This is a genomic window from Brevibacterium sp. Lmc1 (assembly GCF_057654315.1).
Genome location: NZ_CM172803.1, coordinates 1,315,077 through 1,337,265, shown reverse-complemented (window position 1 = coordinate 1,337,265; position 22,189 = coordinate 1,315,077). Strand labels below are relative to the sequence as shown.

Here is a 22,189-nt window from a genome sequence, read left to right as displayed (position 1 = left end):
CCATGAACGCCGTCGTCGAGGTCCGCCGCCTCACCAAGACGTATAAGACCACCACCGCCCTCGACGATGTCAGCCTGAGCATCGACGAGGACTCGATCTACGGCCTGCTCGGACGCAACGGCGCCGGCAAGACCACCCTCATGTCCATCCTCACGGCCCAGAACTTCGCGACCAGCGGCGACGTCGAGGTCTTCGGGGAGGACCCGTACGAGAACGCCCGCGTACTCAATCGCATGTGCTTCGTCCGTGAGAGCCAGAAGTATCCGGACGACTCGAACGCCCGGCATGCTCTGACCAACGCCCGCCTGTTCTTCCCCCACTGGGATCAGGACTTCGCCGACCAACTCGTCTCGGACTTCGATCTGCCGCTGAAGACGCCGATCAAGAAGCTCTCCCGCGGTCAGCAGTCGGCCGTCGGAGTCATCATCGGCCTCGCCTCCCGGGCCGAGATCACGTTCTTCGATGAGCCCTACCTCGGCTTCGACGCCGTTGCCCGGCAGACTTTCTACGACCGTCTCATCGCCGACTACGCCGAGCACCCGCGCACCATCGTGCTCTCGAGCCATCTCATCGACGAGGTCGCCGATCTCATCGAGAAGGTCATCGTCATCGACCGCGGCCGGATCATCATGGATGAGACCACCGAGGAGGTCCGCAGTCGCGCGGTCAACGTCGTCGGGGATGCCGACTCGATCAATCGGCTCGTCGCCGGTCGCGAAGTCATCCACCGCGAATCACTCGGCCGAGTCGCCTCGGTGACGATGCTCGGCCACCTCAGCAATGCCGATCGCGAACTCATCGCCGACGCCAACCTCGACCTCACTCCCGTCTCGCTGCAACAGCTCGTCGTCCGCAGCACCCAGGCAGATCTCGCCGAGACAGCGGCAGCGGAGACCGACTCAAGGAGCCTGCAATCATGACCGCCGTCATCGACCATCCGCCCGGATCCCGCACATCGCGACCGAAGAACCGGATCCTCGGCGTCGTCCGTCTGCAGTTCACGAACACGCAGACCTTCGTCTGGGTGCCTCTGCTCATTCTTGTCGCCGCGTGGCTCATCACGCTCATCATCCACTGGATCATCGCCTCCGCAGGCGTGGACTCCCCCAAATACAGCGGTGGTTCGCAAGCGCCGCTGTGGTACTTCGCCGTCGTCGGTGCACAGGCGGTGAACCTCACGTTCTACTTCTCCCAGGCGATGAGCCTCACCCGACGGGAATTCTGCCTCGGCTCCCTCACCGCCGCGGCGATCAGCGCCGCGGGCGTCTCATCCGTGTTCGTCCTCCTGGGACTCATCGAACAGGCCACCGACGGCTATGGCATAGGCGGCTACTTCGCCTACCTGTCGTGGGTGTGGGAACACGGCCCGCTCGGTGCCGGGTTCGTCTACTTCGTGCTCACGATGCTGTGCTTCGTCCTCGGCTTCTGGTTTGCGATCTTCTACAAACGCGCCGGCGCCCTCATCCTTACGATCTCTCTCACCGGCATCGCCTTGGCTCTGTTGGCCGGGGCTGCGTGGATCAACGTCAATCGGGCCTGGCCCGAAGTGTGGGCAGCGATCGTGGGTGCGCAGGCGATCGGCCTGGCCCTGTGGGCGCTGGGGCTGACAGTGATCTTCGCCCTGGGCTCGTACCTCACCCTGCGCCGCCTGACGACATAGTCCGCTATCGCCCTCACCGAGGCGGCGCCGCGGTCGGCAGCTCAGCTGAGCAGGGCCAGTGCTCCCCCGGCCAGTATCGCGGCAACCGCCACGGCCGCACCCATCGCTGCTGTCGTCTTCCACCCCATGGCCCGTCCGACCATGACCATCGACGGGATGCTCAGCGCCGGCAGGGCGATGAGCAGAGCACCCGTGACACCGGCCCCGACCCCAAGGGGAACGAGGGTGAGGATGATCGGGATCTCTCCGCCGGTGGGGATGACCAATAGGGTCGCCACAACCGCCACGATGAGGACGGCACCGGCACCCAATTGGGCTTCGAGCCCGAAGACACCGGTCAGCCACGGTGCGATGAGTCCGATGACGAAGACGAGCGCGAGGTGTTCGGGCACGAGGATGAGGGTGAACCTGGCCAAGGACCGCAGATAGCGCGTGGGCAGAGACAGCAGATTCGCCGAGGCGGGTGCGGGCTCGGGTGCCGCCTCGGCGGGGCCGTTCACCCACCGTCCGATGAGCGCGGCGGCACCGACCGCGACGAGGAGCGCGAAGACGATGCGCACCGCCATGTACTGCCACGGCAGGACGAGGGCCAAGAAGATGATGACCGCGGGGTTGAGCAGCGGATTGCCCACCCAATAGGCAAGAGCTGCCGAACGGCGCACACCCGAGTCCCGCAGGCCTGCGGCCACCGGTGCCGCGCAGCAGGTGCACATCATCGACGGCATCGACAAGGCGGCACCCACGAGGGATTGACCTGTGTGGCTGCGGCGGTTGAGCAGCCTCAGCAGCCAGTCACGCGGCACCAGTGCGTCGATTGCCGCCGCGACGAGCAGTGCCACCAGCAGCGCTTTCCACACGGCGGTGAAGTACACGAGCGTGAAGTCCCACGCGCCCGACAGCGACACCGTGTCTCCGGCGGCGTCGAACAGCGGGGTACCGTCCCACAGGGACGTCCGGCTCATCGTCCAGGCCTTGTCCCAGTACGGCAGCCATTTCGACCAGCTCAGGCCGACGACGAGCAGCACCGCGAGTATGCCGAGTCCGATCCAGTCGGCGGCGCTGAGCCTCTGCGGAGTCCGAATCGGTACCGAAGCCGAGGTATGCGTCATCGCGGTATGTCCTTTGTGCCTGTGCCGAAACGGCTGAGAGACAGTAGAGAAACGGTGAGGGGTGGGAGCTCAGGAGGTGCGGGCGACGACGGAGTCGGCGAAGGCGAACAGCGATTCCTTGATCTGGCCCTCCGGCAGCGGCGCCAGAGCCGCCTTGGCTTCATCGGCCCAGCGTGCAGCCTCTGCTCGGGCCTTCTCCGTCACCGGATGCGCTGCCAGCGCCGCACGGGCGGTCTCCAAAGCGTCATCGGAGGTCAGATCCGCGTCGAGGAGGCCGACCACCTCGGCGGCGGCGGCATCCCCGTCGGCGGCAGCAGCCCGAACGTAGAGCACGGGCAGGGTGGGAACGCGTTCGCGCAGATCCGTGCCCGGGGTCTTTCCCGACTCAGAGGATGTGGTGGTGAGGTCGATGATGTCATCGGCGAGCTGGAAGGCCACACCGACGCGTTCGCCGAAGACCCGGACGGGTTCGGCCAGGGCAGAATCGGCTCCGGAGAACATGACGCCGAAGCGCGCCGAGGTGGCGATGAGCGATCCGGTCTTGTCGGCGAGTACCTGGATGTAATGCTCGATCTCGTCGGCGCCTTCGGGCGGGCCGGCGAATTCGTTGAGCTGACCGAGGACGAGGCGCTCGAACGTCTCGGCCTGGATGCGCACGGCTTCGGGACCGAGCTTCGCGGTGACGCCGGAGGCCTTGGAGAACAGCAGATCGCCGGTGAGGATCGCCACCGAATTGCCCCACACCTCATGGGCGGCCTTCGCACCGCGGCGCACGGGAGCATCGTCCATGACGTCGTCGTGGTACAGCGAGGCGAGGTGGATGAGTTCGACGGCGACGGCCGCATCGATGATGTCGTCGTTCTCCGCATCGCCGAGGCGGGCGGTGAGCAGCACGAGGTTCGGGCGGGCGCGTTTACCGCCGGCGGCCAGCAGGTGCTTCGATGTCTCGTCCGGCAGTCTCCGCGTCTGTTCGGTGACCTCGTAGAGACGGGCCTCCACGGTTTCCAACTGAGTCGAGAGCTCTGCCGCGAGCTGGGCGTCGTCACCGGTGAAGGTGGCCGGAGAGGCTGGGTGGCTCATGTCCTCGTCATTCGTCGTAGTCGGTGTCGGCATGGTGTTGTCGCAGCCCTTGCGCTCAGAGTTCTTCACTGTGGTCTCACCGTGGTCCTTGCGCTCAGACATTGCTGGTGGCCGGGACGATTCGGGTCAGGGCCGAGATGATCCTGTCGATGAGATCGGCCTCGGAGACCTTCGGGTCGCGGTAGAGGTTCGCCAACAATTTGACGACGAACTCCATCACAACGTCAACACCCATACCGTACTTGATTCCGAACTGCATGAGCGCAGGATGGCCGATGATCGAGGCGAAAACGCGTCCCAGGGTGAAGTAGCCGCCCAGCGAATCTCCGAGCAGAGCCGGGTACTCCTCCAACCGACGACGCATCACGGACTGCGGGTAGCGCGAATAGGTGGAGATCACCTCGGCGGCGATGCGTGCGGATTCCAGGGCGTAGTCGATGCCTTCGCCGTTGAACGGGTTGACCATTCCTCCGGAGTCGCCGACGAGCAGCAGTCCACGGTGGAAGTGCGGTGTGCGGTTGAAGGCCATCGGCAGGGCCGCGGACTTGATCGGACCCAGGGAGGTGGTTTCGTCGATGCCCCACTCGTGGCCCATGTCGGCGATCCACTGGTTCATCATTCCCCGCAGATCCACGGATTTGAACTGGGGCGAGGAGTCGAGCAGTCCGGCACCGATGTTCACGGTGCCGTCGCCGAGGGGGAAGATCCACCCATATCCGGGCAGGGTCTCGGATTCCCCGGCCGCGTTCGTCGACCGCATCTCCACCCAGGATTCGATGTAGTCATCGGCATGCCGTGGCGTCGTGTGATAGGCGCGGGCGGCGATTCCCATCGGACGGTCGTCGCGCTTCTCCAACCCCATCGACACGGCCAGGCGGGAGGAGACTCCGTCGGCTGCGATGACGATCGGTGCCCGGAAATGGGCTTCGGGGCCCACTCGGCGACCGCGGTGATCTGTTCCGGAGGCGTGGACGCCGCGGATCCACCCGTCGTCGCCCACGTCCGGGGACATGGCGCGAACCTGTTCGAAGAGCCGGGCCCCGCTGCGCTGGGCATGACGAGCGAAGGCTTCGTCCATGCTCATCCGGGGGCGAGTCACCCCGTAGTTCGGGGTGCCGTCGATCTCGGGCCAGTCGAGTTCGAGCCGGTGGCCGCCGCCGATGAGGCGCAGCCCTCTGTTGCGGTGCCAGCCGTCGGATTCCGGCAGCTCCATTCCGAGGTAGCCGGCTTCCTTCACCGCGCGCGGGGTCAAGGCGTCGCCGCAGATCTTGTCGCGCGGGAATCCGGACTTCTCCAGGATGATGACCTCGTGCCCGGCCTGGGCGAGGTAGGCGCCGATCGCCGAGCCGGCCGGGCCGGCACCGACGACGACGACTTCGGCATCGAACTCATTCATCGTCAAGGCTGGGCCGGCTCCGTGGCGCCTGCCGCCTCGGTGGGTTTGAGGGCATGGTGGACTGCGACGATTCCGCCGGTGAGGTTACGGTATTTCACCTGGTCGAAGCCGGCGTCGAGGATCTGATGGGCGAAGGCGTCCTGGTTCGGCCAGGCACGGATCGACTCGGCCAGGTAGACGTAGGCTTCGGGGTTCGACGACACGGCACGGGCCAGCGGCGGCAGGGCTCTCATCAAGTACTCCTTGTACACGAGGCTGAAGGCATCGAGCGTCGGAGTGGAGAATTCGCAGATCACGAGGCGTCCGCCGGGCTTGAGCACGCGCAGCATCTCGGTGAGCGCCAGGTCGACATCGTGGACGTTGCGGATACCGAAGGAGATCGTGACGACGTCGAAGCTCGAATCGGCGAAAGGCAGGTCCATCGCATCGGCGTAGATGAAGTCGATCTGCGGGTGCCGACGGCGTCCCTCGGCGAGCATTCCCGTGGAGATGTCCCCGGCCACCACCTCGGCGCCGTGGTGGGTGAACGTCATCGAGGAGGTGCCGGTGCCGGCAGCCAGGTCGAGCACGCGCTCACCGGGCCCGGCGGCCACGGAATGGGCCACGGTGCGCCTCCAGGCACGGGCGAAGCCCAAGGAGAGGACGTCGTTCGTGAGGTCGTAGCGGGAGGCGACATCGTCGAACATCGACGCGACGTCTGCGGGCTGTTTGTCCAGCTTGGCACGGTTCATGACCATATTCTCTCAACACCCGAACCGGGAGGGCGAATCCGGATCCCTGGTACTCGCGATCCTCAACTAGAATCGAGGCGACATGACTACGACTTTCGGCACTTCCGACATCCTCTCCGCCCCTCCGCGCCTGCATGTGCGGTCCCGTTTCGTCGACGATGTCGATCCGGGGCCCGGCTTCCCCTTCGAATCGGGACTGCCCACGACCGTGGAGCAGACGCTCGAACTGCTGCCCACCGACGGCTTCTCCTGCTGGGTCCGTGACACCTCCGGCCTCATCGGCTTCGGCCGCACTCTGCGCATACGGGCCCGCGGCCCCGAGAGGTTCACCGAACTCTCGGATGCGTGGAAGGCCATCACCGAGGCGGCTGAGATCGAGGATGAGGTCGATCTGCTCGGTTCCGGACTCATGTGCTTTGCCACGGTCGCCTATTCGGGGGAATCCGCGGTCGATTCGATCATCCATGTCCCCGAATTCGTCCTCGGCCGCCGCGGCGGCCGCGTGTGGCTGACCTCGATCTCGACGGCCGAGGTACCTCCCCTGCCGCCGATCCTCCATGCCGAACCGCTGCAGCGCGTGCACTCGGCCCATGCCGAAGCCGGCGAGCTCGATCCCGACAAATGGTCCCGGCTCGTCGAGCAGGTCGCCGCCATGCTCACTCCGATCGACAATTCGGCGGAGGTGGACGCATTCTCGGATGATCCGACTCTGCGCAAGATCGTCCTCGCCCGCGACGAGGTCGTCACCACCGGAGAGGACATCGACGTGCGTGCGGTGCTCGGTGCGCTCAACCGCAGCTACCCGAGCTGTTGGACCTTCGACATCGCCGGTCTCATCGGGTCGACCCCGGAGCTGCTCATCGGGGTCGAGAACAACAGAGTGACCTCACGAGTGTTGGCCGGAACCTACCGGGTGGAGAAGAACCCGATGGAGGAGATGCCGGCGGCTCGGAAGCTGCTGAGCGCGCACAAGGACAGCACCGAACATGCGTTCGCCATCGCCTCGCTACAGCGCAGTCTGGGTTCGGTCGCCGAGGATGTCACCGTCGATGAGCGCCCCCACCTGCTGCCTTTGGCCAATGTCATCCATTCGGCCTCCGATGCGCAGGCGAACCTCTCCCCCGATTCCGGGCTCACCGCCCTCGACGTCGCCGCAGCGGTCCACCCCACTGCCGCCGTCGGCGGCTACCCGCAGGCGAGCGCCGTGGCCCGCGTCGATGAGCTCGAACCCCTCGACCGCGGCCGCTACTCCGGTCCCGTGGGATGGATGGACGGGCGCGGCAACGGCCAGTTCGGCATCGCCCTGCGCTGCGGCCAGCTCGAGGACCGCAACCGCATCCGACTGTATGCCGGTGCCGGGATCATGCCGGATTCGGATCCCGCCACCGAGGTGGCCGAGACGAACGCGAAGCTGGCCCCGATGCGCCGGGCGCTCGGTCTCGACCGAGACTGACTTCTCGCGCTCACCGCACCTCCCCTGCTGTCGGAAGACCGGTGAGAGTTCCGTCGCCTAGTGCGGTGCCGTCACCTCGATGATGCGACGGGCACCGGCGTCTCGCTGTCCGTCGATGCGGCCGAGAGCCGCTTCGAATTCCTCAGCGCTGGTCACCTGTTCGTGATCCCATCCGTACCCTGCAGCGAGGTCGGCGAAACCGCGACCGTGGGGAACGGTGAAATATCGTTCCAAGAAACCTTCGAGGTGGGGCTGGGAATGTTCGAGCCCGGAGAAGATCGCTCCCCCGTCGTCGTTGAGCACGACGATCGTCACGTCACCGGCATCCTCGGTGCTCGGGGTGAGCAGTCCTCCGATGTCGTGGAGCATGGCGATATCACCGATGAGCAGGACGACCGGCTCCCCCAGGCCCAGCGACAGTCCTGTCGCCGTCGAGATCAGTCCGTCGATTCCGGCGAGTCCGCGTGAGGCGTGGATGCGGGCGCGGATATCGGTGGCGTCGCTGAGATAGCGCACCGAGTTCGAGCTGGCAACGAAGAGAGTGATGTCCTGGGCGGCCAAATGCTCAGTGACCCTCCGCGCCGTCGCCTGGAAATCCTTCGCCGAGGCGGCACCCGGGTTCTCTCCCTTGTCCGGTTCCGGGGATCGTTCCGCAGACCGCTCTGTTCGTGCGGCTGCGACAAGCGACGTCCCGGCGTCGATCCAGGCGCGCACCCAGGTCTCCCCCGAGGCGGCGGTGCCCTGCGTCTCGCCCGCAGCCGTCTCGTCGTCCGCGACGGTTCTCTCGTCGCGGACGGTCAGGTCGAATGCATCGACGGCGTCGGGAATGCGCTGCACGGTCACGGTTTCGTCGGCGAGCAAAGCGGCGACGGGCCTGGTCAGGGTCGGTTTTCCGTGGACGATGACGGTGCGGATCGACTCGCGCAGCTCGGAGTGTTCGCTGAGCACGCGGGCATGGGCGGGCACGAGGGTCGACGCTTCGGCCGCTTCTGTGGCCGACGAGTTCGAATGATCGGCAGAGGTGCGGGCCAGCGGGCTCGAGGGTTCGGCCAGCACCGGAAGATGATGATCAGCGGCGAGCGCGCGCAGGGACTCGGCCGAATGCCCGCCTGCGTCTCCGGCAACGATGACGGTTCCTTCGGTCACGGTGATACCGAGGTTCGGATGAGACTCCGACGCGGTTGTGGTCGTGGTCGAACGTTGCCCGGCGCCGTTCCCAACCTGTTCGACGATCTCGTTCTTCCACGTGTCCAGCTCGTTCGGGGTGGGAACCAAGGGGGTGTCGAACTGCACATTGATTTGGACGGGGCCGGCCGCCTCGGTGCCGGTGTCCCTGCGTGATCCCAATGCTGCGGCCACGGCGTCTGACATCGCTCGGTGGACCGCCTCCGCGGTCTCACCGGCGGATATATCGAACCGGGCGCGGACATCGCTGAGCACCTGCGACTGGTCATCGATGGTCTGGTTGGCTCCGGTGCCGCGCAGCCGAGCGGGACGATCCGCGGTGAGCGCCAGCAGCGGCACGTGCCCGTACGAGGCCTCGAGGACGGCGGGATGGAGATTGGCCACGGCCGAGCCGGACGTCGTCACGACCGCCACGGCGGACTCACAGCCGCGCGCACGCAGACCGCGGGCCAGGCCGAGGGCGAGGAAGGCGGCATCACGCTCATCGACGCGCACGTGAGTGCGGATGAGCCCCGCCTCGGCGAGCGGAGCCAGTGCATAGACCAAGGGGGCGGACCGTGAACCGGGGGCGAAGACGACATCACTGACCCCGGAATGGACCAGGCTTCGGGCAATCTGCTGCGCCACCGCGCTCGAATTCGACATCACCTGTTATTCAACCACCTGACCACCTGTGGTTCACCTCCGCCCTCTAACCTCGAAAAATGCGCCGCTCGTTGATCATTGCGATGGGAGCACGAGCCATCCGCACTCTGACCGCGGCCCGCTCCCATCGCGGACGCTATCCCGCCCGCGACCAGACCACCTCCTTCCTCGGCCCCGAACCCCGCGGGAAGGACGCCCGGACCTGGCATATCCGGGACAAACGGAAACTCTCGCCGAGGCTGCGCGAATTCTTCCTCTACTCCCCCGCGCTCGGTCGCACCGTCGGCGTGCGTGTGCTGCTGCCGGGGATTCCCGCCGAGGTCAGCCCCGTCATCCACCTCTTCCACGGAGGCGGCGATGATTTCCGGTCGTGGACGGATTTCGGATCCGCCGAGGAGCTCACCCTCGACTCCCCGTACCTCGTCGTCATGCCCGACGGCGGAGCAGGAACCTATTCGCGTCTGGCTGTCGGCAGCAAGGTCCACGACTGGCCGCGATTTCATACCGAGGAGATCCCGGCGTTCCTCAAGGCGAACTTCTCCGTCGACTGGGCGCCTGCCAGCCAGCTGGTGGCGGGGCTGTCGATGGGCGGGTACGGGGCGATGAAGTACGCGGCCTGGCATCCCGACAGGTACGGATCGGCCGCCGCGTTCTCCTCTCCTCTGGATCCCCTGTCGACCGTGCCCGCCTTCGACATCATCGCGATGCGCGAAGGCGCGCGATCACTGAGCCTGTTCGGCGATCCCGCTCTCGACCGCAGCGAATGGCTGGCGAATTCCCCGTACGCTCTGGCCGAGAACCTCCGCGGCCTCGACCTGTGGTTCAGCGCCGGTTCCGGCAGCCTCGAAGGGGCGAAGGATCGCGACCTTCTGGAGTCGATGATCAGCTCGCAGGGCGAGCGCTTCTCTGCCCGTCTCAACTCCCTCGGCATCCGCCATTCCTGGTTTCCGCGCACCAGCGGCCTGCACAACTGGACGAGCTGGGAACGGGAACTCGGGGCGTGGCTGAAGACCCTCGCCAGGCGGCGCAACTATGCGAGTTCGGATCGTCGTCGGACAGATCGCGTGGCCGATGGCGGACAGTTCACCTTCCTCACCGGCCATGCCCTCTTCGACATCCATGGGTGGCGGGTGGAGATCTCCCGTCGTCGCGCGCAGGTGGTGCGCTTCGACGCCGTCAGCGCCGCCGGCTTCTCCCTGACCGGGACCGGCAGCTTCCGTGTGCGCACTCCCGGTCTCTTCGATCCCGGCCGCCGCTACGACATCAGCGTGTCCGGTCCCAGCGGGGACAATGCCTATCAGCAGAAGGCCGACAAGAAAGGGCGGCTGACATTCACCGGCCGCCTGGCCGCGGCCATGCACGATCCGATCATCCCCGGAAAGCGCACCGCTCATTTCGCCACGCTGGGACAGGACGAGGTGACCACGGTGAGGATCGCCTCGGCACCGGTCGACGCAACGGTCGATGGCGAAAGGTCCACAGCCGATGTTCCAGATCCGTCACAGACAGAATCCACGGACGATCCCACTGGCGTCTATATTGAGAGCGGTCGCGAATCGACGGCCGCTGATTCTTCAGAACGCTGACTCGAGAGGTCAACCATGAAACGCATACTCCCAGCCATCGCTCTTTTCGCCGGACTCTCCCTCGTCGGCTGCACGGGTGGAGGAGACAAGCCGGACCAGGCTGACGGCGGCGGTGACTCCTCGCAGGCGTCAGCCGAAGAGACCCCGCAGGCAAGCAAACTCGATGAGGCGAAGCTCAAGGAGATCCTTGAGTCGACCAAGGCCGAGGGTCAGTCGTTCAAGGCCGTCGACGGTGCCGGCAATTCCTCCAGCGAGGCCGTCAAGGCCCTGGAGAGTTCTGAGTTCGAACCGGCCAAGTGCAAAGACATCACCATGAACCTCCTCAACGCCAACCTCGCTTCCAAAGGCACCACGGTCGCTGGAACCTCCACCGACAACATCCTCTCCGCGGCACTGTCGAGCTATGACGATCTGGACGGCGCGCAGACCCAGATCGAGGGCGCCTCGAAGATCGCAGAAGAATGCAGCGATGTGAAGATCAAGACCGCCGGCGTCGAGATGTCGATGAAGTACAAGACCTTCGACGCCAAAGTCGACGGGGCAGACGAGACCAATGGAATCGTCGCCTCCGTCGAGGCCGGCGGACAGACAGCCATGAACCTGCGCATGGTCTACGCCCTCGTCGGCAACAATGTCGTGGCCGTTTCCAATATCGCCGATGTCGAAGAGGCCACCGTGACGAAGACCGCCGGTGCCTTCGTCGACGCGGTGAAGAACGCAGGCTGACCCGGTTCGCCCGCGAGTCGATTCAGGCGGTATCAGTTCAATCAGAATCGGCTCAGTCTCGCAGGGCGCTCCAGCAATCCTGGAGCCGGTCGGCCCACCACGCGAATCGTCCCGGATCCACCGCCAGCTGCTCCAGGCGGTCAGGGTCCGGGACGATTCGCGTGACCGGGATGGCGCCGTCGACCGGAGTCAGGGCCGCCTCCTCCGCGACGACATCGGCGGTGAAGAGGCGCCCGGTGCCCAGCCCGCAGGCCACCCGATCGCCGAGGATGTCCCGGCTGCGATCGGTGCGAGGCAGTCTGGCGGCGAGTTCGGCTCCGGCGGCCAGGCCGACGGATGACTCAAGAGCCGAGGACACGACAGCAGGCAGGCCCGAAGCGCCGATGACTTCGAGGGCGGCGCCGATCCCGCCCAGCGGCTGGACCTTGACGATGATGACCTCGGCCGCTCCGAGTTCGGCCACGCGCAGCGGGTCCTCGGCTTTGCGGATGGATTCGTCGGCGGCGATGACGATCGGCAGTCCTCGCCGGGCAAGCTCAGCGCGCAGTTCGGCCAGCTGCTCGACCTCGGGCACCGGCTGTTCGAAGTATTGGATATCGAACTCGGCAAATGTCTCACAGGCATCAAGGGCCTCGCTGAGCGTGTAACCGGCATTCGCGTCCAGGCGCAGCGTCGTCTCGGGGTAGAGCCTGCGGAATTCCCGTAGGCGTGTCAGATCCTCGTCAAGGGAGGCGAATCCGTACTCGGCGACCTTCGCCTTGACGGTGCCGACCCGGTCATAGCGCGACAGGATCGGTGCGACCTGATCAGGTGGACAGGCGGGCAGGGTGCCGTTGACGTCGACGGTCTCACCGCTCGTCCCCGCCTCAACCTGCGCCGGAAAGGAACCGCGCACGGGAACGGTGGAGGGGGCCGCCTCGGCGAGGCCGGTCTTCTGCGGGATCAGCCCGGAGAATTCGAGGGAGGCACGCAGCCACCGGCTGGCCTCCTCGGTGCCGTATTCGACGAACGGGGAGAACTCCGCCCACCCGGAGGGGCCGGTGAAGAGCGCCACTTCTCGCTCCGTGATCCCCCGGAACCGGGTGACCATCGGCAGCCGCACCACATGCAGGTCCTCGATGACCTCCTCGAAGCGCCGCGGCAGATCAAGAAGTGCGGCAGCCGGAGCCTCTGAGTCCAGTGCGCCAGGGTGCGAACGTGCGAAATCGGCCATGAGCCCAGACTAACCTCCGCCGATCCTGCCACTCCTGTCTGCCGTTCGGAACCTCACCGTCCGCCGCCCGGCCCCGAACCTGACCTCAACGACCAAGCGCTAGGCTGGGGTCATGACGGTTTCTGAAATCTTCGACCCTTCTGCTTGGCGCGAAGTCTCCGGCTTCGACTTCACCGATATCACTTACCATCGGGCCATCGACCCCGCCACCGGCAACGACATCGGCTGTGTGCGCATCGCCTTCGACCGCCCAGAAGTCCGCAATGCCTTCCGTCCGCACACCGTCGACGAGCTCTACCGCGCCCTCGACCATGCCCGCCAGACCTCCGACGTCGGCGCCGTGCTGCTCACCGGCAACGGCCCGAGCGAGAAGGACGGCGGTTGGGCCTTCTGCTCCGGCGGCGACCAGCGCATCCGCGGCCGCTCCGGTTACCAGTACGCCTCCGGTGAGACCCGTGAAAGCGTCGATCCGGCTCGTGCCGGCCGCCTCCACATCCTCGAGGTCCAGCGCCTCATCCGCACCATGCCGAAGGTCGTCATCGCCGTCGTCCCCGGCTGGGCAGCCGGCGGAGGCCACAGCCTCCACGTCGTCTGCGATATGACGATCGCCTCACGCGAACACGCGAAGTTCAAGCAGACCGATGCCGATGTCGGCTCCTACGACGCCGGCTACGGTTCCGCCTACCTGGCGAAGATGGTCGGGCAGAAGAAAGCCCGCGAGATCTTCTTCCTCGGCCGCACCTACTCCGCGCAGGAGATGGCCGATATGGGTGCCGTCAACGAAATCGTCGACCACGCCGATCTCGAGACCGCAGCCCTGCAGATGGCGCGGGAGATCCTGGGCAAGTCACCGAACGCGCAGCGCATGCTCAAGTTCGCCTTCAACCTCGTCGACGACGGGCTCGTCGGCCAGCAGGTCTTCGCCGGCGAAGCCACCCGACTGGGCTATATGACCGACGAGGCGGTCGAGGGCCGCGACGCCTTCCTCGAAAAGCGCGATCCCGACTGGTCGCCGTTCCCCTGGTACTACTAGGAACAGGTCAAAGCCCCTGGTCAGAGCCTAATTTTCGAGGTCGAGTCCGCCGAGAGTCCGCAACATCGGCCGAAGTTGACTCCATGAGGTTAGCTGCGGCGCTCCGTGTTCGGTCCTCGGCCCTCGGCCACAGGTGCGCGTAAGTGTTGAGCGTCGTACTGGCCGACTCGTGGCCGAGTGCACGCTGGACCGTCACCACGTCGCACCCCGCGGCAATCAGCCCCGAGGCGTAGAAATGTCGCAGGTCGTGTAGACGGACCTCGGTGAGTCCCGCTGACTTCCTGGTAGCCCGCCACCGCCAGATCACAGCATTGTCGTAGAGTGGACCGTCACGATACGGAAATAGCCACCTCTTAGGATTGTCGCCTGGTGCATGCTTGGCCACGTGTTGCGCTAGGGCATGCACCAGGGCGTCAGGAAGGTAGACGGTCCGCTCCGAGCCATATTTTGGCGCTCGTACGACGAACGTTGAACCGTCACGCTGAATCTGGCGCTGAACCCGCAGTTCTCGGCGCAAGAAGTCAATGTCCCCTACCTGGATTCCCGCGGCCTCGCCCAGACGCAGCCCCGCAAACGCTGCTAATTGAACATATGCGCCAAAGCCCTTCCGCGTTGAGGCTCGCCCGCTGTCAGCACAAGCCACCAGCCTGCCCACTTGCTCGGGCGTCGGTATCCGCATAGCCGCCTCGCGCTTCCGGAGGCGCGGTAGGGCAACCCCGGTACACGGATCTTCGACAATGAACCTGTCGGCGACGGCAGCCCGGAAGGCTGAGCGAACGACAACGTACCTCGTCTTGATCGTGGATGCAGCAAGCCCGTTGCCAACCAAACGTTTCACCCAGGACTCGATGTGCGACTTTCGGATCGACCTGATCGGAAAGTCTGCAAGTCCTGTTGACGCAATACTCAGGTCCGCGTTGGAGCGGGTCGAATCAACCCAGACCTGCCGGTCTGCCCAGTCAGCGTAGAACCTTCCAAGACTTACCTTTCCAGCCGCCGGGTCGACGTACGCCCCCGTAATGACTGACGCCGTGACCTCGTCCAACCATCGCTGAGCGTCAACCTTTCGCTCGAAGTGCCGCGCGTGTTCTCGTCCGGCCTCATCGCGATAGCGTGCTCGCCACTTCCCGTTCGGACGCTTCTTGATACTAGACACGGCTCATCCACCAGTTGTGAGGTTAGGAAGAACTTTCGCAACCTGAAAGCCCGACACAAAAGTTGCCCAGTCCCAACGCCCACCCCGAACCACGTGCTCTTCTTTCTCAATCTTGTCGAGAACTTCAGCTCCTATACCGAGCGATTGCAAACCAGCACGAGCGGCAGACCGCTCGTTCCCGAACGCGGATTCGAGGAGGTCGGCTAAGTCTCGTGGCCAATTTGCAGGTTCAGTCCGTGAGCGACTGAGAACGTCAAGAGCTGTCGCGCGTCGTTGCTGACGTTCGGCGTCCGCGGAGGCCTCCGACGCCAAGCGGACGGCTGTCGCGGCTTCAGCCGAGGCCCGTGTGGTTAGTGCAGTCAGTTCGTCGCCCGAATCGGTCAACTCCAGAAGGTCAACATGCAGTGATAGGACTCGGGCTATGGCGACGGCCTCCGTAATCTTAATGGCCCGAGTTCCTGCTTCTGCTTTCGCCAGGCTCGTGTTCGACAGAGAGAGACCGTCCTCGCCCACAGCCACTGCGACTTCTTCCTGAGTCAGCCCGATCGCTTCGCGCCGACGACGGATGAGCTCACCGAAGCGCTGATCAGTGGTTTGGCTGTCATGTTTGGTTGTCATGCGTCCACACTAATACACTTGACGCAAGTTCGCAAATCACGACTTGCGATTTTCGATAATAAGATCTACTGTGTTGGTATGAGACGAACAACTTCAGCACCATCGAAAGAGGTTGGATGCGATATTGCATCCCCCGTCTTCCCTGGCGACTTCGCACCTGCAGGTCTCCCAGGTATCGAAGGCGAGTTCACCTTCCTCACAACTAGCGAGGTCTCCGCGTTCCTCCGTATTCCAGAAGGAACGCTGCGTTACTGGAGACACGCAGGCATCGGACCTCGCTCTCTTCGCCTTGGACGTCGGGTCGTATATCGCAGTGATGACGTTAACGCCTACGTGCAAGCGGAGACCTCCCGCACTGAGCGCGGTAGCGGAATTACCCAAACAGCTTGAAGGGCGCGTCGGAGAACCGACGCGCCCTTCAAGATCGAGCCTTTGGCTGCCGTGGCAGCGGCTGCCAAAGATACGAGACCATCTCTCCGTTGCGAACTTGGATCGAGACCTCTATGTCAATGGTACCTCTCCCCGAGTCGGACAAAAAGCCCGCAACCGGGTAGCAAATCAAAGCGCCCCCGTCTGCCTTGAATCCCACCTGAGGCCCAGCGCCTTTAGCCTATCGCCGCTGCATGGAACCAAAGCCCCGCGCTTCCTCGCGACAAGGTTGTCGCCTGTTGACGCGAACAGCATTGATCGGGTCAACGACTCCAACAGCTGCTTTTCCTTCACCCTGCATGGCCAAGGGCAATACACGCACCCAAGACACCACGCCATCGAGCGGGGTGATTTCTGACCCGCAAGACAGGCCAATGAGCGCCTGGCGTCAAGCCTCATGCCGGTGTGCGTAGCGACCTGACCGGCTAAATATCTCAGGTCTCCGAGTAGTCCCCACCTTTTAGCGCGGTGGGTGCCCGCCTCGGACGGGGATACCTCACCAGTAGGACTGATCATCCAACAGTGGTGGTGTAGCTCAGCCATGACTCCCTGCGGGGGCATGGCCAGTAGTGCTACCTGTCCGAGCAGATTACGGCTCTCGGGGCGAAAGTCGCTTTTGGGGAAGGGGATCAGCCAAGCCACAGCCCCGACAGGGTCAGCTTGGGTACAGAGGTGACTTTGTGATGCGCCCGATCAGCGAGTGGTCGATGATTGTCTCGCCGTATCGCAGAGTGCCACTCCACCAGTTATTCAGAACGACAAATGCCTATAACAAGTGGATAAGCTCCAAGGGAGGTCGACCCGATCCATACGCTCTTCGGGTCGACCTCCCCTCATCCCCTCCACCAAAACATTGTCAAGGCCAATCTTGAAGAACTCACTACAAATTTCTGGTGCCCCACTGTCTTCAAGTTTCAACTGGTCAAACGGAGAGTTCTTTCCGCTTGTGATTCAGATTGTTATAGTACATCTCATCTTTTTGCTTCTATTTCTGGCACTAGCATGATCTTCGACGGTCACGTACAAACAGACAAAGGAGTACATGTGCCAGACAAGCGATCGAAGGAGACGCGGCTTCGCCAAGCGAAGCTCGCAGCGGCGGCACGATACCGCCCGAACGAAGTGCGTGACCGTCAGGTGGCTCTACGAGTCAGCGGAGCAGTAGACGAAATCGACCGCATTCCGGCCCGGCCCGCCGAGTCCGACATGGTTTGGCTGGAAAAGAGAGTTCGCAAGCTCAAGGAGCTGAAGTCATGAGAATCGGCTTCTTGCATGAGGAATCTGGTGGGCACAAGTGGCAGGTCGCAGCAGTTATTCTGCTGGGTGGCGCTCTTTTCGCGCTGGGTTGGGCGTTGTCCCAGTCCGGGCTCCTGGAGATTGCAGCTACGGGCCTGGCCTTCTTCGCCACATCCTTCGCTAGGAGTATGTGGACGACGTCGTCGTGGGCGCCCAAGGAATTTACCAAGTCCGCAGGACTGATTTCGCAACTCCGCGCAGACTGGGATGAGTGGATTAGCACGCGAGGCACACTAGCGAAGGCGCTAATGGCCCTAGCCATGACCATCGTGTTCATGGTCATCCGAGCAGTTGTCAGCGGAGCCCTGCAAGTGATTGCGAGTCCCTGGATTGCTTTGGCCATCGGTCTGGCGGGTGCTGCGGTGGTAGCGTCCCCCAGCCTGATTCGAGGGGCAATCACCGCGTTCAGAGAGAGACGTGGAGGAGAACAAGTCTCGAGCGGGGTTGTAGACCATGACCGCCCGTGAGAAACGCACACAGGCCGCCGTAGAGGCTCGCGTATGGCCTCCATTGCTCGCAGTAGACCCCGGGGCGACGAACACTGGCTTGTGCCTCCGAGTAGGGACGGGCGCAATCGAGGCCGTCACCGTCGAGCGCGGCGAGGACACCGGGACGCACACGCTCCAAACGGACTACGCACGAACCGTGCTAACGATAATGGGCGAACTTCTGGAACGGAATCGGGATCGGCTCAACGAGGAAGCGGAACTCCGCGGAGTCCGCCCCACAGCTATTCGGCGCTCAGTCGAAACCCTCGTGCCGCCCACGGCACGTTCGGTGAAGGGGAGGCAGAAGGCCGTTTCGCCCTCCATCTTGGCTGACCTGCCGGGTGCCGGAACTGTCCTCGGTTCAGTGGTAGGGAGATGGCCGAACGCTTTGGTTGTCGCCCCGTTGGGTAAGCCTGGATGGGATGCGGTGGGTGCGGAGCACGCACCCAGCGTGCTTAAACACAAGACTCCAAAGGCCTGGATGGCGGGGGGCCAACACCGGGAGCACCAGCGCTCTGCGTGGGCTATCGCGGGAGCGGCCCATGCCGAGTCCATGCCGGAACTTAAGACACAGGTGGATGCAGTCGTCGCCTGGTCCGTCAAACAATCACCGGCCCGCGACGCAGAAGGCCTCGTGGCCCTCCTGCGCGAAGGAATTCAACAGACAGGGGGCTGGGACCTCCTTAACCGGCTCCCGGGCGTGGCGTACGCCGTGGTGGCCACGGCCACGAGGAACCCACGCTCCGGGGAGGACGCCAAACAGGACGTGGAAGCCCTCCTTGACGAGACGAAGGATGCAGCATGAACACGAAGGACAAGCAGCGCGCCCGTCCGGTCATTGGTCGGATCGTCGCGGCCCGTGGCGAGAAGTACTGGGACTGGGGCGCAGAGCCTCACATTACGGTGAGCGGACACGGGATCGGCAAAACTAACCTGGCGCGCGCACTCACACGGCAGTGGGCGGGGAAAGCTTTCGTTCTGGGTCTAACTTACGAGTGGGATGTCGATGAACACCTCGTCGAACCGCGCCTTGACCGCGCGCTTCCGATCCTGGAGGCCATGGTCGACGGGGCCACGGAGCCGACGCTGGTTGTGGTGGACGGTCTCGATGGGCAGATAGTAGAGGACGCCTCCACGGAGGACGTTGAGCGTCTCCATGAAGTGCTCCATCAGCTGTCCATCGCAAAGAATGTCCATCTCCTCCTGATCACTCAGAGCGAGCGAATTAAGTTGGCTGAGGCCCTTCAGATGATTGCGGACGACTGTCTCAGACCGTTTGCCGGTCACCTCCGTCTACGGCAGGACGAAAACGAGTGGGAGGTCAGCGTCCCTTTCGTTGCTCCACCGGGGTGGGGAATCCGGCGGAACTCGATCCGACGGCCATGAGACGTCGCGGCAAAGGTCTGGGCCGTGCGGTGGCGACAGGGGCTGCCATCGCGGCAGGACCCAAAGGTCTCCGACGTCTTCTGGGGATCCTCTCCGTCGTTGTCCTCCTGGGACTTCTCGCCGTCGTCGTCCTGGTGATGATCGCCGGGAAAACCGGGTCAAGTGGGAACGGTGCGTTCGCTTGTGCCCCCGAAGAAGTGAAAGTTCGTTATAGCCCCGATGACGCGCCCAAATGGGCGTATGAGGCCGTGGAGACCGCTCTGGAGGACTCGGGCAGGAAGCCGCACACCATCACGGAGAACGGAGAGAGGCGCGATCTGGTGGTTGTGGTGTGGCCCACGCACGAGGGAGCCTCACCGAATCTCTCTGGGAAAACTCTGCGCTTGGAGAAGCGCTCCAGCGCGGACGAGGTGCAGTCCGCGCTGGAGTCGAAGCTCACACCATGCAAGGATGCTGGCCAGGCGCGCGCGAGCAAGAACGCTCAGAAAGCTGAGGACGCGATAGACGCCCCGGAGAAGCCGGTAGTCGGGTGGAACTCCCCAATCGTCGGAATTGGTGCTCCCGTGGCCCTGTGGTGGGTGTGTGGACCTTTCGTGGTTCGCCTCATAGGCAAGGGAGCCAGGTACCGGCCGGGCAAGGCAAGTGACGATCAAGAAGATCACCAAACGAGTGAATCGCTAGACCCGGTGTCGGAGTCGGCCATGGAAGAGGGGCACCAAAAATGAAGTACAAGAACCCGGAAGAACTCCACGAGGGAGTTGTTGAATGATGACTGGAAGTGCACTGATCGGGCCGATCTTGGCTTTAGCTCTAATGTTCGGAGGCTGGCTTGTCGCCGGGTCCAGAGACGAATACCAGCAGCCTCGTCGCGTCCTCGTCGGCCTAGGGCAGTGGATGGCGATGGCTGGCTTCCTCCTGGGCCTGCTGTCGATCCCACCGGCCCTGGCACGCGCCGCTACACCGCTGCCCTCGTTCTGCTTCTCGTCGTCGGCATCGTCCTGGTGAGGCGTGCGGGCCGGAATGCTGTGGGGTGGACCTCCACTGGGGAAATCGTCACGTCGGCGGTGGTGCTTTGTTGGAGGACGCCCCGGAGGGTCCTCTGGGGCCTCGGTGCGCTCCTGTTGGGCATCGGCGTGGCCGTGTGGCTCGCGCAAGGAAGCTGGCCCCTCTCGGGCCTCCTGGGCGGGCTGGTTATCCTCGCACCAGCCCGATGGTGGATGCTGGCAGGGTACGAGCGAGAAAAGTCCCGCACAGGCGTAGAGAAGGCCCTGGCCGGGGTTATCACCGGCGGTGAAGAGTGGGACGGCCGCACTGCGTCCATACGTGGTGCACCCATCAAGGTCACGTTCCGTGGGGACGTAACCCCGGCCAAGGTTGTCGGTCCACTGCCTCCGGGATGGCGGGAGACGTCGATGGAGAGGGACCGTGCCGAGATTCGGGAGCGGCTGGCACATTGGGGGTCGCCGTGGACGTTAGAGACGAACTCGTCAGGTAGAACCGTGCGCGCCATCTTGTGCGAGCCCCTCCTCACCTCAGTGAGGCTCCCCCAAACGCGATCCTGGAAGTGGATCGATGCGAACAAACCGAGCCCTCTCGCACTGTACCTGGGGGAGGCTCAGGACGCCGACTCGGGCGAGACTTTCCCGCTGTGGTGGGACCCTGACGCCACGGACCCTCACGCCTTGATCGGCGGAAAGACGAAGTCGGGCAAGACTGTGGGCCTCCGTCTCTTGGTGGCGCAAGCCATTGTGCGCGGCTGGGACGTGATTATCGCGGACCCGAAGGGCGTGGATTTCGTGTGGGCTGGACGCCTCCCCGGAGTCAGGTATTTCCCCGGCAAGGATTGCATCAATGGTGTGGTTGAGGCGGTCGCGGAAATGCACGCCCGGCAGGACTGGCTGGCGCGCCAGCTGTGGTCTGGAAAGGAAGGCGCCGACGAGGAGGGCGACCTGCTGAAGGTCCAGGGGCAGCCGTACGCACCGTGCCTCGTGATTGTGGACGAGGCCGCTGAGCTGTCGGGCCTTGGCGATGGCGAGCAACAGAAGGAAACTCAGGCGAATCAGTCATCGCTGGCGCGGTTGTCGCGGTTCGTGGGGATGATTTGTGCGTTCGCAACTCAGCGGCCTGACGTGAAGTTTTTGAGCGGTGAGACGAAAGCGAATCTGGGTACGCGAGTGATGTACGGATCAGGCGGCCCGACGCTGACCAACATGGTGCTGGAAATGCCGTTGAAGGAACTGTCGAAGTTGACGAATACGTGTCGTGGCCGAGGGCGCGCAGTCGTGACCGAAGGTACCGCGCTGGAGTTTCAGGGCGGGTTCATTTCGCCTAGTAGCGTCAAGGCGCTGAGGGGTGTGCTTGAACCTGATGAGTTGACGCCGGTGCGGTACGTAGAGGAGCCGGAGTGGAGGTCACTTCTCAGGGCCGGAACGAGCACGGAAGAGATGAGCGTTGAGGCGTTGAAGCACCCAGATTATGACCGTGTTGCGGCTGAGATCGACAAGCGCATGGAGGTGTCGGATGCGACGTTTTGGTGTGCTGATGCTGGTCAGGAAGCGTCGGAGCCTTGCCCCGTGCTGGGTGCCAACCCCGCCCTTCCTTCGAAGGATGCACCTCCCACCGTAGAGACACCCATTCCTCAACCCATAGGGCACGACTCCCCGAATTCGACCCCTGCCGATGACGTACCGCCCGATACCCCACCCATTGACCCCATGAAGTACCTGTAAGTGGATGGTTTGTGGGTGCCCCCACCCCCTCCTTTCACGGGAATGGCATACCCTCTGCAGACATACCCCTTGGAGGTACTTTCCGTCGGGTGGAGCGCGCTACTCCTGGAGAGTGTATTCCTGCGATGGGTGCCTCTGTGGTGCGTGCGAAGGATTCTTTGTGTTCAATGTGATCAGTGCATCCTTTGGATCCATTGAGTGCTTGCGGGAAGTGCGTTTCCGCTCGATGCACCTACCCCGAAATCCGTGCCAGAATACTTTCCAGAATGA

22 protein-coding genes are annotated in these 22,189 nt (G+C 64.0%); 14 read left to right on the top strand and 8 right to left on the bottom strand.

Annotated elements, in window-relative coordinates; all coding sequences use genetic code 11:
- Positions 1–2 precede the first annotated feature (2 nt).
- Positions 3–920, top strand: coding sequence for an ABC transporter ATP-binding protein (locus AC239G_RS05780; protein WP_434594373.1), 918 nt, complete (start codon positions 3–5; stop codon positions 918–920).
- Positions 917–1,660, top strand: a complete 744-nt coding sequence (locus tag AC239G_RS05775; RefSeq protein ID WP_139468594.1) for a hypothetical protein — start codon at positions 917–919, stop codon at positions 1,658–1,660. The genes AC239G_RS05780 and AC239G_RS05775 overlap by 4 nt, the downstream gene beginning before the upstream one ends.
- 41 nt (positions 1,661–1,701) lie before the next feature.
- Here the strand turns inward: AC239G_RS05775 and AC239G_RS05770 are convergent, their stop codons facing one another.
- From AC239G_RS05770 to AC239G_RS05755, 4 genes are all read right to left on the bottom strand, one after another.
- Positions 1,702–2,769 (bottom strand): permease, encoded by a 1,068-nt coding sequence (locus tag AC239G_RS05770; RefSeq protein ID WP_434594370.1) that lies wholly within the window; start codon positions 2,767–2,769, stop codon positions 1,702–1,704.
- A gap of 69 nt (positions 2,770–2,838) precedes the next feature.
- Positions 2,839–3,849: a polyprenyl synthetase family protein gene (locus AC239G_RS05765; RefSeq protein WP_139468739.1), complete on the bottom strand. Its 1,011-nt coding sequence runs from the start codon at positions 3,847–3,849 to the stop codon at positions 2,839–2,841.
- 94 nt (positions 3,850–3,943) lie between these two features.
- Complete coding sequence (locus AC239G_RS05760) at positions 3,944–5,245, bottom strand: geranylgeranyl reductase family protein (protein ID WP_139468596.1); 1,302 nt, start codon at positions 5,243–5,245, stop codon at positions 3,944–3,946.
- A gap of 2 nt (positions 5,246–5,247) precedes the next feature.
- Positions 5,248–5,976 carry a demethylmenaquinone methyltransferase gene (locus tag AC239G_RS05755; RefSeq protein ID WP_139468597.1) on the bottom strand — a complete coding sequence of 243 codons (729 nt, stop codon included), beginning with the start codon at positions 5,974–5,976 and terminating at the stop codon, positions 5,248–5,250.
- Positions 5,977–6,058: 82 nt separating this feature from the next.
- Between AC239G_RS05755 and AC239G_RS05750 the strand changes: the two genes are divergently transcribed.
- Entirely contained in the window at positions 6,059–7,429 is a 1,371-nt protein-coding gene (locus AC239G_RS05750; protein ID WP_139468598.1) for an isochorismate synthase, read from the top strand.
- A 57-nt stretch (positions 7,430–7,486) separates the two neighbouring features.
- Here AC239G_RS05750 and menD read toward each other — a convergent pair whose 3' ends face one another.
- On the bottom strand, positions 7,487–9,259 hold the full coding sequence (gene menD / locus AC239G_RS05745; RefSeq protein WP_446655879.1) for a 2-succinyl-5-enolpyruvyl-6-hydroxy-3-cyclohexene-1-carboxylic-acid synthase: 1,773 nt from the start codon (positions 9,257–9,259) through the stop codon (positions 7,487–7,489).
- Positions 9,260–9,318: 59 nt separating this feature from the next.
- On the opposite strand from menD, the gene AC239G_RS05740 reads away from it, so the two are divergent.
- Both AC239G_RS05740 and AC239G_RS05735 read left to right on the top strand, forming a co-directional pair.
- The gene (locus AC239G_RS05740) at positions 9,319–10,845 is read left to right on the top strand and encodes an alpha/beta hydrolase (RefSeq protein ID WP_446655880.1); all 1,527 of its coding nucleotides are present in this window, start codon (positions 9,319–9,321) and stop codon (positions 10,843–10,845) included.
- A 15-nt stretch (positions 10,846–10,860) separates the two neighbouring features.
- Complete coding sequence (locus tag AC239G_RS05735; RefSeq protein ID WP_172173690.1) at positions 10,861–11,571, top strand: hypothetical protein; 711 nt, start codon at positions 10,861–10,863, stop codon at positions 11,569–11,571.
- 52 nt (positions 11,572–11,623) lie between these two features.
- On the opposite strand, the gene AC239G_RS05730 is transcribed toward AC239G_RS05735, so the two are convergent.
- Positions 11,624–12,784 carry an o-succinylbenzoate synthase gene (locus AC239G_RS05730; RefSeq protein WP_446655881.1) on the bottom strand — a complete coding sequence of 387 codons (1,161 nt, stop codon included), beginning with the start codon at positions 12,782–12,784 and terminating at the stop codon, positions 11,624–11,626.
- 112 nt (positions 12,785–12,896) lie between these two features.
- On the opposite strand from AC239G_RS05730, the gene AC239G_RS05725 reads away from it, so the two are divergent.
- The gene (locus AC239G_RS05725) at positions 12,897–13,817 is read left to right on the top strand and encodes a 1,4-dihydroxy-2-naphthoyl-CoA synthase (RefSeq protein WP_062861280.1); all 921 of its coding nucleotides are present in this window, start codon (positions 12,897–12,899) and stop codon (positions 13,815–13,817) included.
- A 7-nt stretch (positions 13,818–13,824) separates the two neighbouring features.
- On the opposite strand, the gene AC239G_RS05720 is transcribed toward AC239G_RS05725, so the two are convergent.
- Both AC239G_RS05720 and AC239G_RS05715 read right to left on the bottom strand, forming a co-directional pair.
- Positions 13,825–14,973 carry a tyrosine-type recombinase/integrase gene (locus AC239G_RS05720; RefSeq protein WP_487489971.1) on the bottom strand — a complete coding sequence of 383 codons (1,149 nt, stop codon included), beginning with the start codon at positions 14,971–14,973 and terminating at the stop codon, positions 13,825–13,827.
- Positions 14,974–14,976: 3 nt separating this feature from the next.
- On the bottom strand, positions 14,977–15,591 hold the full coding sequence (locus AC239G_RS05715; RefSeq protein ID WP_487489970.1) for a helix-turn-helix domain-containing protein: 615 nt from the start codon (positions 15,589–15,591) through the stop codon (positions 14,977–14,979).
- On the opposite strand from AC239G_RS05715, the gene AC239G_RS05710 reads away from it, so the two are divergent.
- From AC239G_RS05710 to AC239G_RS05675, 8 genes are all read left to right on the top strand, one after another.
- Complete coding sequence (locus AC239G_RS05710; protein ID WP_487490108.1) at positions 15,577–15,981, top strand: helix-turn-helix transcriptional regulator; 405 nt, start codon at positions 15,577–15,579, stop codon at positions 15,979–15,981. The genes AC239G_RS05715 and AC239G_RS05710 overlap by 15 nt on opposite strands.
- Before the next feature lie 1,041 nt (positions 15,982–17,022).
- Complete coding sequence (locus tag AC239G_RS05705) at positions 17,023–17,277, top strand: hypothetical protein (RefSeq protein WP_487489969.1); 255 nt, start codon at positions 17,023–17,025, stop codon at positions 17,275–17,277.
- Entirely contained in the window at positions 17,274–17,783 is a 510-nt protein-coding gene (locus tag AC239G_RS05700) for a hypothetical protein (protein WP_487489968.1), read from the top strand. The genes AC239G_RS05705 and AC239G_RS05700 overlap by 4 nt, the downstream gene beginning before the upstream one ends.
- Positions 17,770–18,609, top strand: coding sequence for a hypothetical protein (locus AC239G_RS05695; protein WP_487489967.1), 840 nt, complete (start codon positions 17,770–17,772; stop codon positions 18,607–18,609). Before AC239G_RS05700 ends, AC239G_RS05695 begins: the two co-directional genes overlap by 14 nt.
- Positions 18,606–19,190, top strand: a complete 585-nt coding sequence (locus tag AC239G_RS05690) for a hypothetical protein (RefSeq protein WP_487489966.1) — start codon at positions 18,606–18,608, stop codon at positions 19,188–19,190. The genes AC239G_RS05695 and AC239G_RS05690 overlap by 4 nt, the downstream gene beginning before the upstream one ends.
- Before the next feature lie 29 nt (positions 19,191–19,219).
- Positions 19,220–19,915, top strand: a complete 696-nt coding sequence (locus AC239G_RS05685; RefSeq protein WP_487489965.1) for a hypothetical protein — start codon at positions 19,220–19,222, stop codon at positions 19,913–19,915.
- A gap of 40 nt (positions 19,916–19,955) precedes the next feature.
- Positions 19,956–20,195: a hypothetical protein gene (locus AC239G_RS05680; RefSeq protein ID WP_487489964.1), complete on the top strand. Its 240-nt coding sequence runs from the start codon at positions 19,956–19,958 to the stop codon at positions 20,193–20,195.
- A gap of 677 nt (positions 20,196–20,872) precedes the next feature.
- The gene (locus tag AC239G_RS05675) at positions 20,873–21,919 is read left to right on the top strand and encodes a hypothetical protein (RefSeq protein WP_487489963.1); all 1,047 of its coding nucleotides are present in this window, start codon (positions 20,873–20,875) and stop codon (positions 21,917–21,919) included.
- Positions 21,920–22,189: the final 270 nt, after the last annotated feature.

Bases quoted from the DNA above. Each gene is read 5' to 3' on its own strand.
- AC239G_RS05730 (WP_446655881.1), bottom strand. From the start codon at position 12,784: ATGGCCGATTTCGCACGTTCGCACCCTGGCGCACTGGACTCAGAGGCT.
- AC239G_RS05705 (WP_487489969.1), top strand. From the start codon at position 17,023: ATGATCTTCGACGGTCACGTACAAACAGACAAAGGAGTACATGTGCCA.
- AC239G_RS05680 (WP_487489964.1), top strand. From the start codon at position 19,956: ATGATGACTGGAAGTGCACTGATCGGGCCGATCTTGGCTTTAGCTCTA.
- AC239G_RS05770 (WP_434594370.1), bottom strand. From the start codon at position 2,769: ATGACGCATACCTCGGCTTCGGTACCGATTCGGACTCCGCAGAGGCTC.
- AC239G_RS05725 (WP_062861280.1), top strand. From the start codon at position 12,897: ATGACGGTTTCTGAAATCTTCGACCCTTCTGCTTGGCGCGAAGTCTCC.
- AC239G_RS05780 (WP_434594373.1), top strand. From the start codon at position 3: ATGAACGCCGTCGTCGAGGTCCGCCGCCTCACCAAGACGTATAAGACC.
- AC239G_RS05775 (WP_139468594.1), top strand. From the start codon at position 917: ATGACCGCCGTCATCGACCATCCGCCCGGATCCCGCACATCGCGACCG.
- AC239G_RS05715 (WP_487489970.1), bottom strand. From the start codon at position 15,591: ATGACAACCAAACATGACAGCCAAACCACTGATCAGCGCTTCGGTGAG.
- AC239G_RS05735 (WP_172173690.1), top strand. From the start codon at position 10,861: ATGAAACGCATACTCCCAGCCATCGCTCTTTTCGCCGGACTCTCCCTC.
- AC239G_RS05690 (WP_487489966.1), top strand. From the start codon at position 18,606: ATGAACACGAAGGACAAGCAGCGCGCCCGTCCGGTCATTGGTCGGATC.
- AC239G_RS05750 (WP_139468598.1), top strand. From the start codon at position 6,059: ATGACTACGACTTTCGGCACTTCCGACATCCTCTCCGCCCCTCCGCGC.
- AC239G_RS05765 (WP_139468739.1), bottom strand. From the start codon at position 3,849: ATGAGCCACCCAGCCTCTCCGGCCACCTTCACCGGTGACGACGCCCAG.
- AC239G_RS05710 (WP_487490108.1), top strand. From the start codon at position 15,577: ATGTTTGGTTGTCATGCGTCCACACTAATACACTTGACGCAAGTTCGC.
- AC239G_RS05700 (WP_487489968.1), top strand. From the start codon at position 17,274: ATGAGAATCGGCTTCTTGCATGAGGAATCTGGTGGGCACAAGTGGCAG.
- AC239G_RS05695 (WP_487489967.1), top strand. From the start codon at position 17,770: ATGACCGCCCGTGAGAAACGCACACAGGCCGCCGTAGAGGCTCGCGTA.
- AC239G_RS05740 (WP_446655880.1), top strand. From the start codon at position 9,319: ATGCGCCGCTCGTTGATCATTGCGATGGGAGCACGAGCCATCCGCACT.
- AC239G_RS05760 (WP_139468596.1), bottom strand. From the start codon at position 5,245: ATGAATGAGTTCGATGCCGAAGTCGTCGTCGTCGGTGCCGGCCCGGCC.
- menD (WP_446655879.1), bottom strand. From the start codon at position 9,259: ATGTCGAATTCGAGCGCGGTGGCGCAGCAGATTGCCCGAAGCCTGGTC.
- AC239G_RS05755 (WP_139468597.1), bottom strand. From the start codon at position 5,976: ATGAACCGTGCCAAGCTGGACAAACAGCCCGCAGACGTCGCGTCGATG.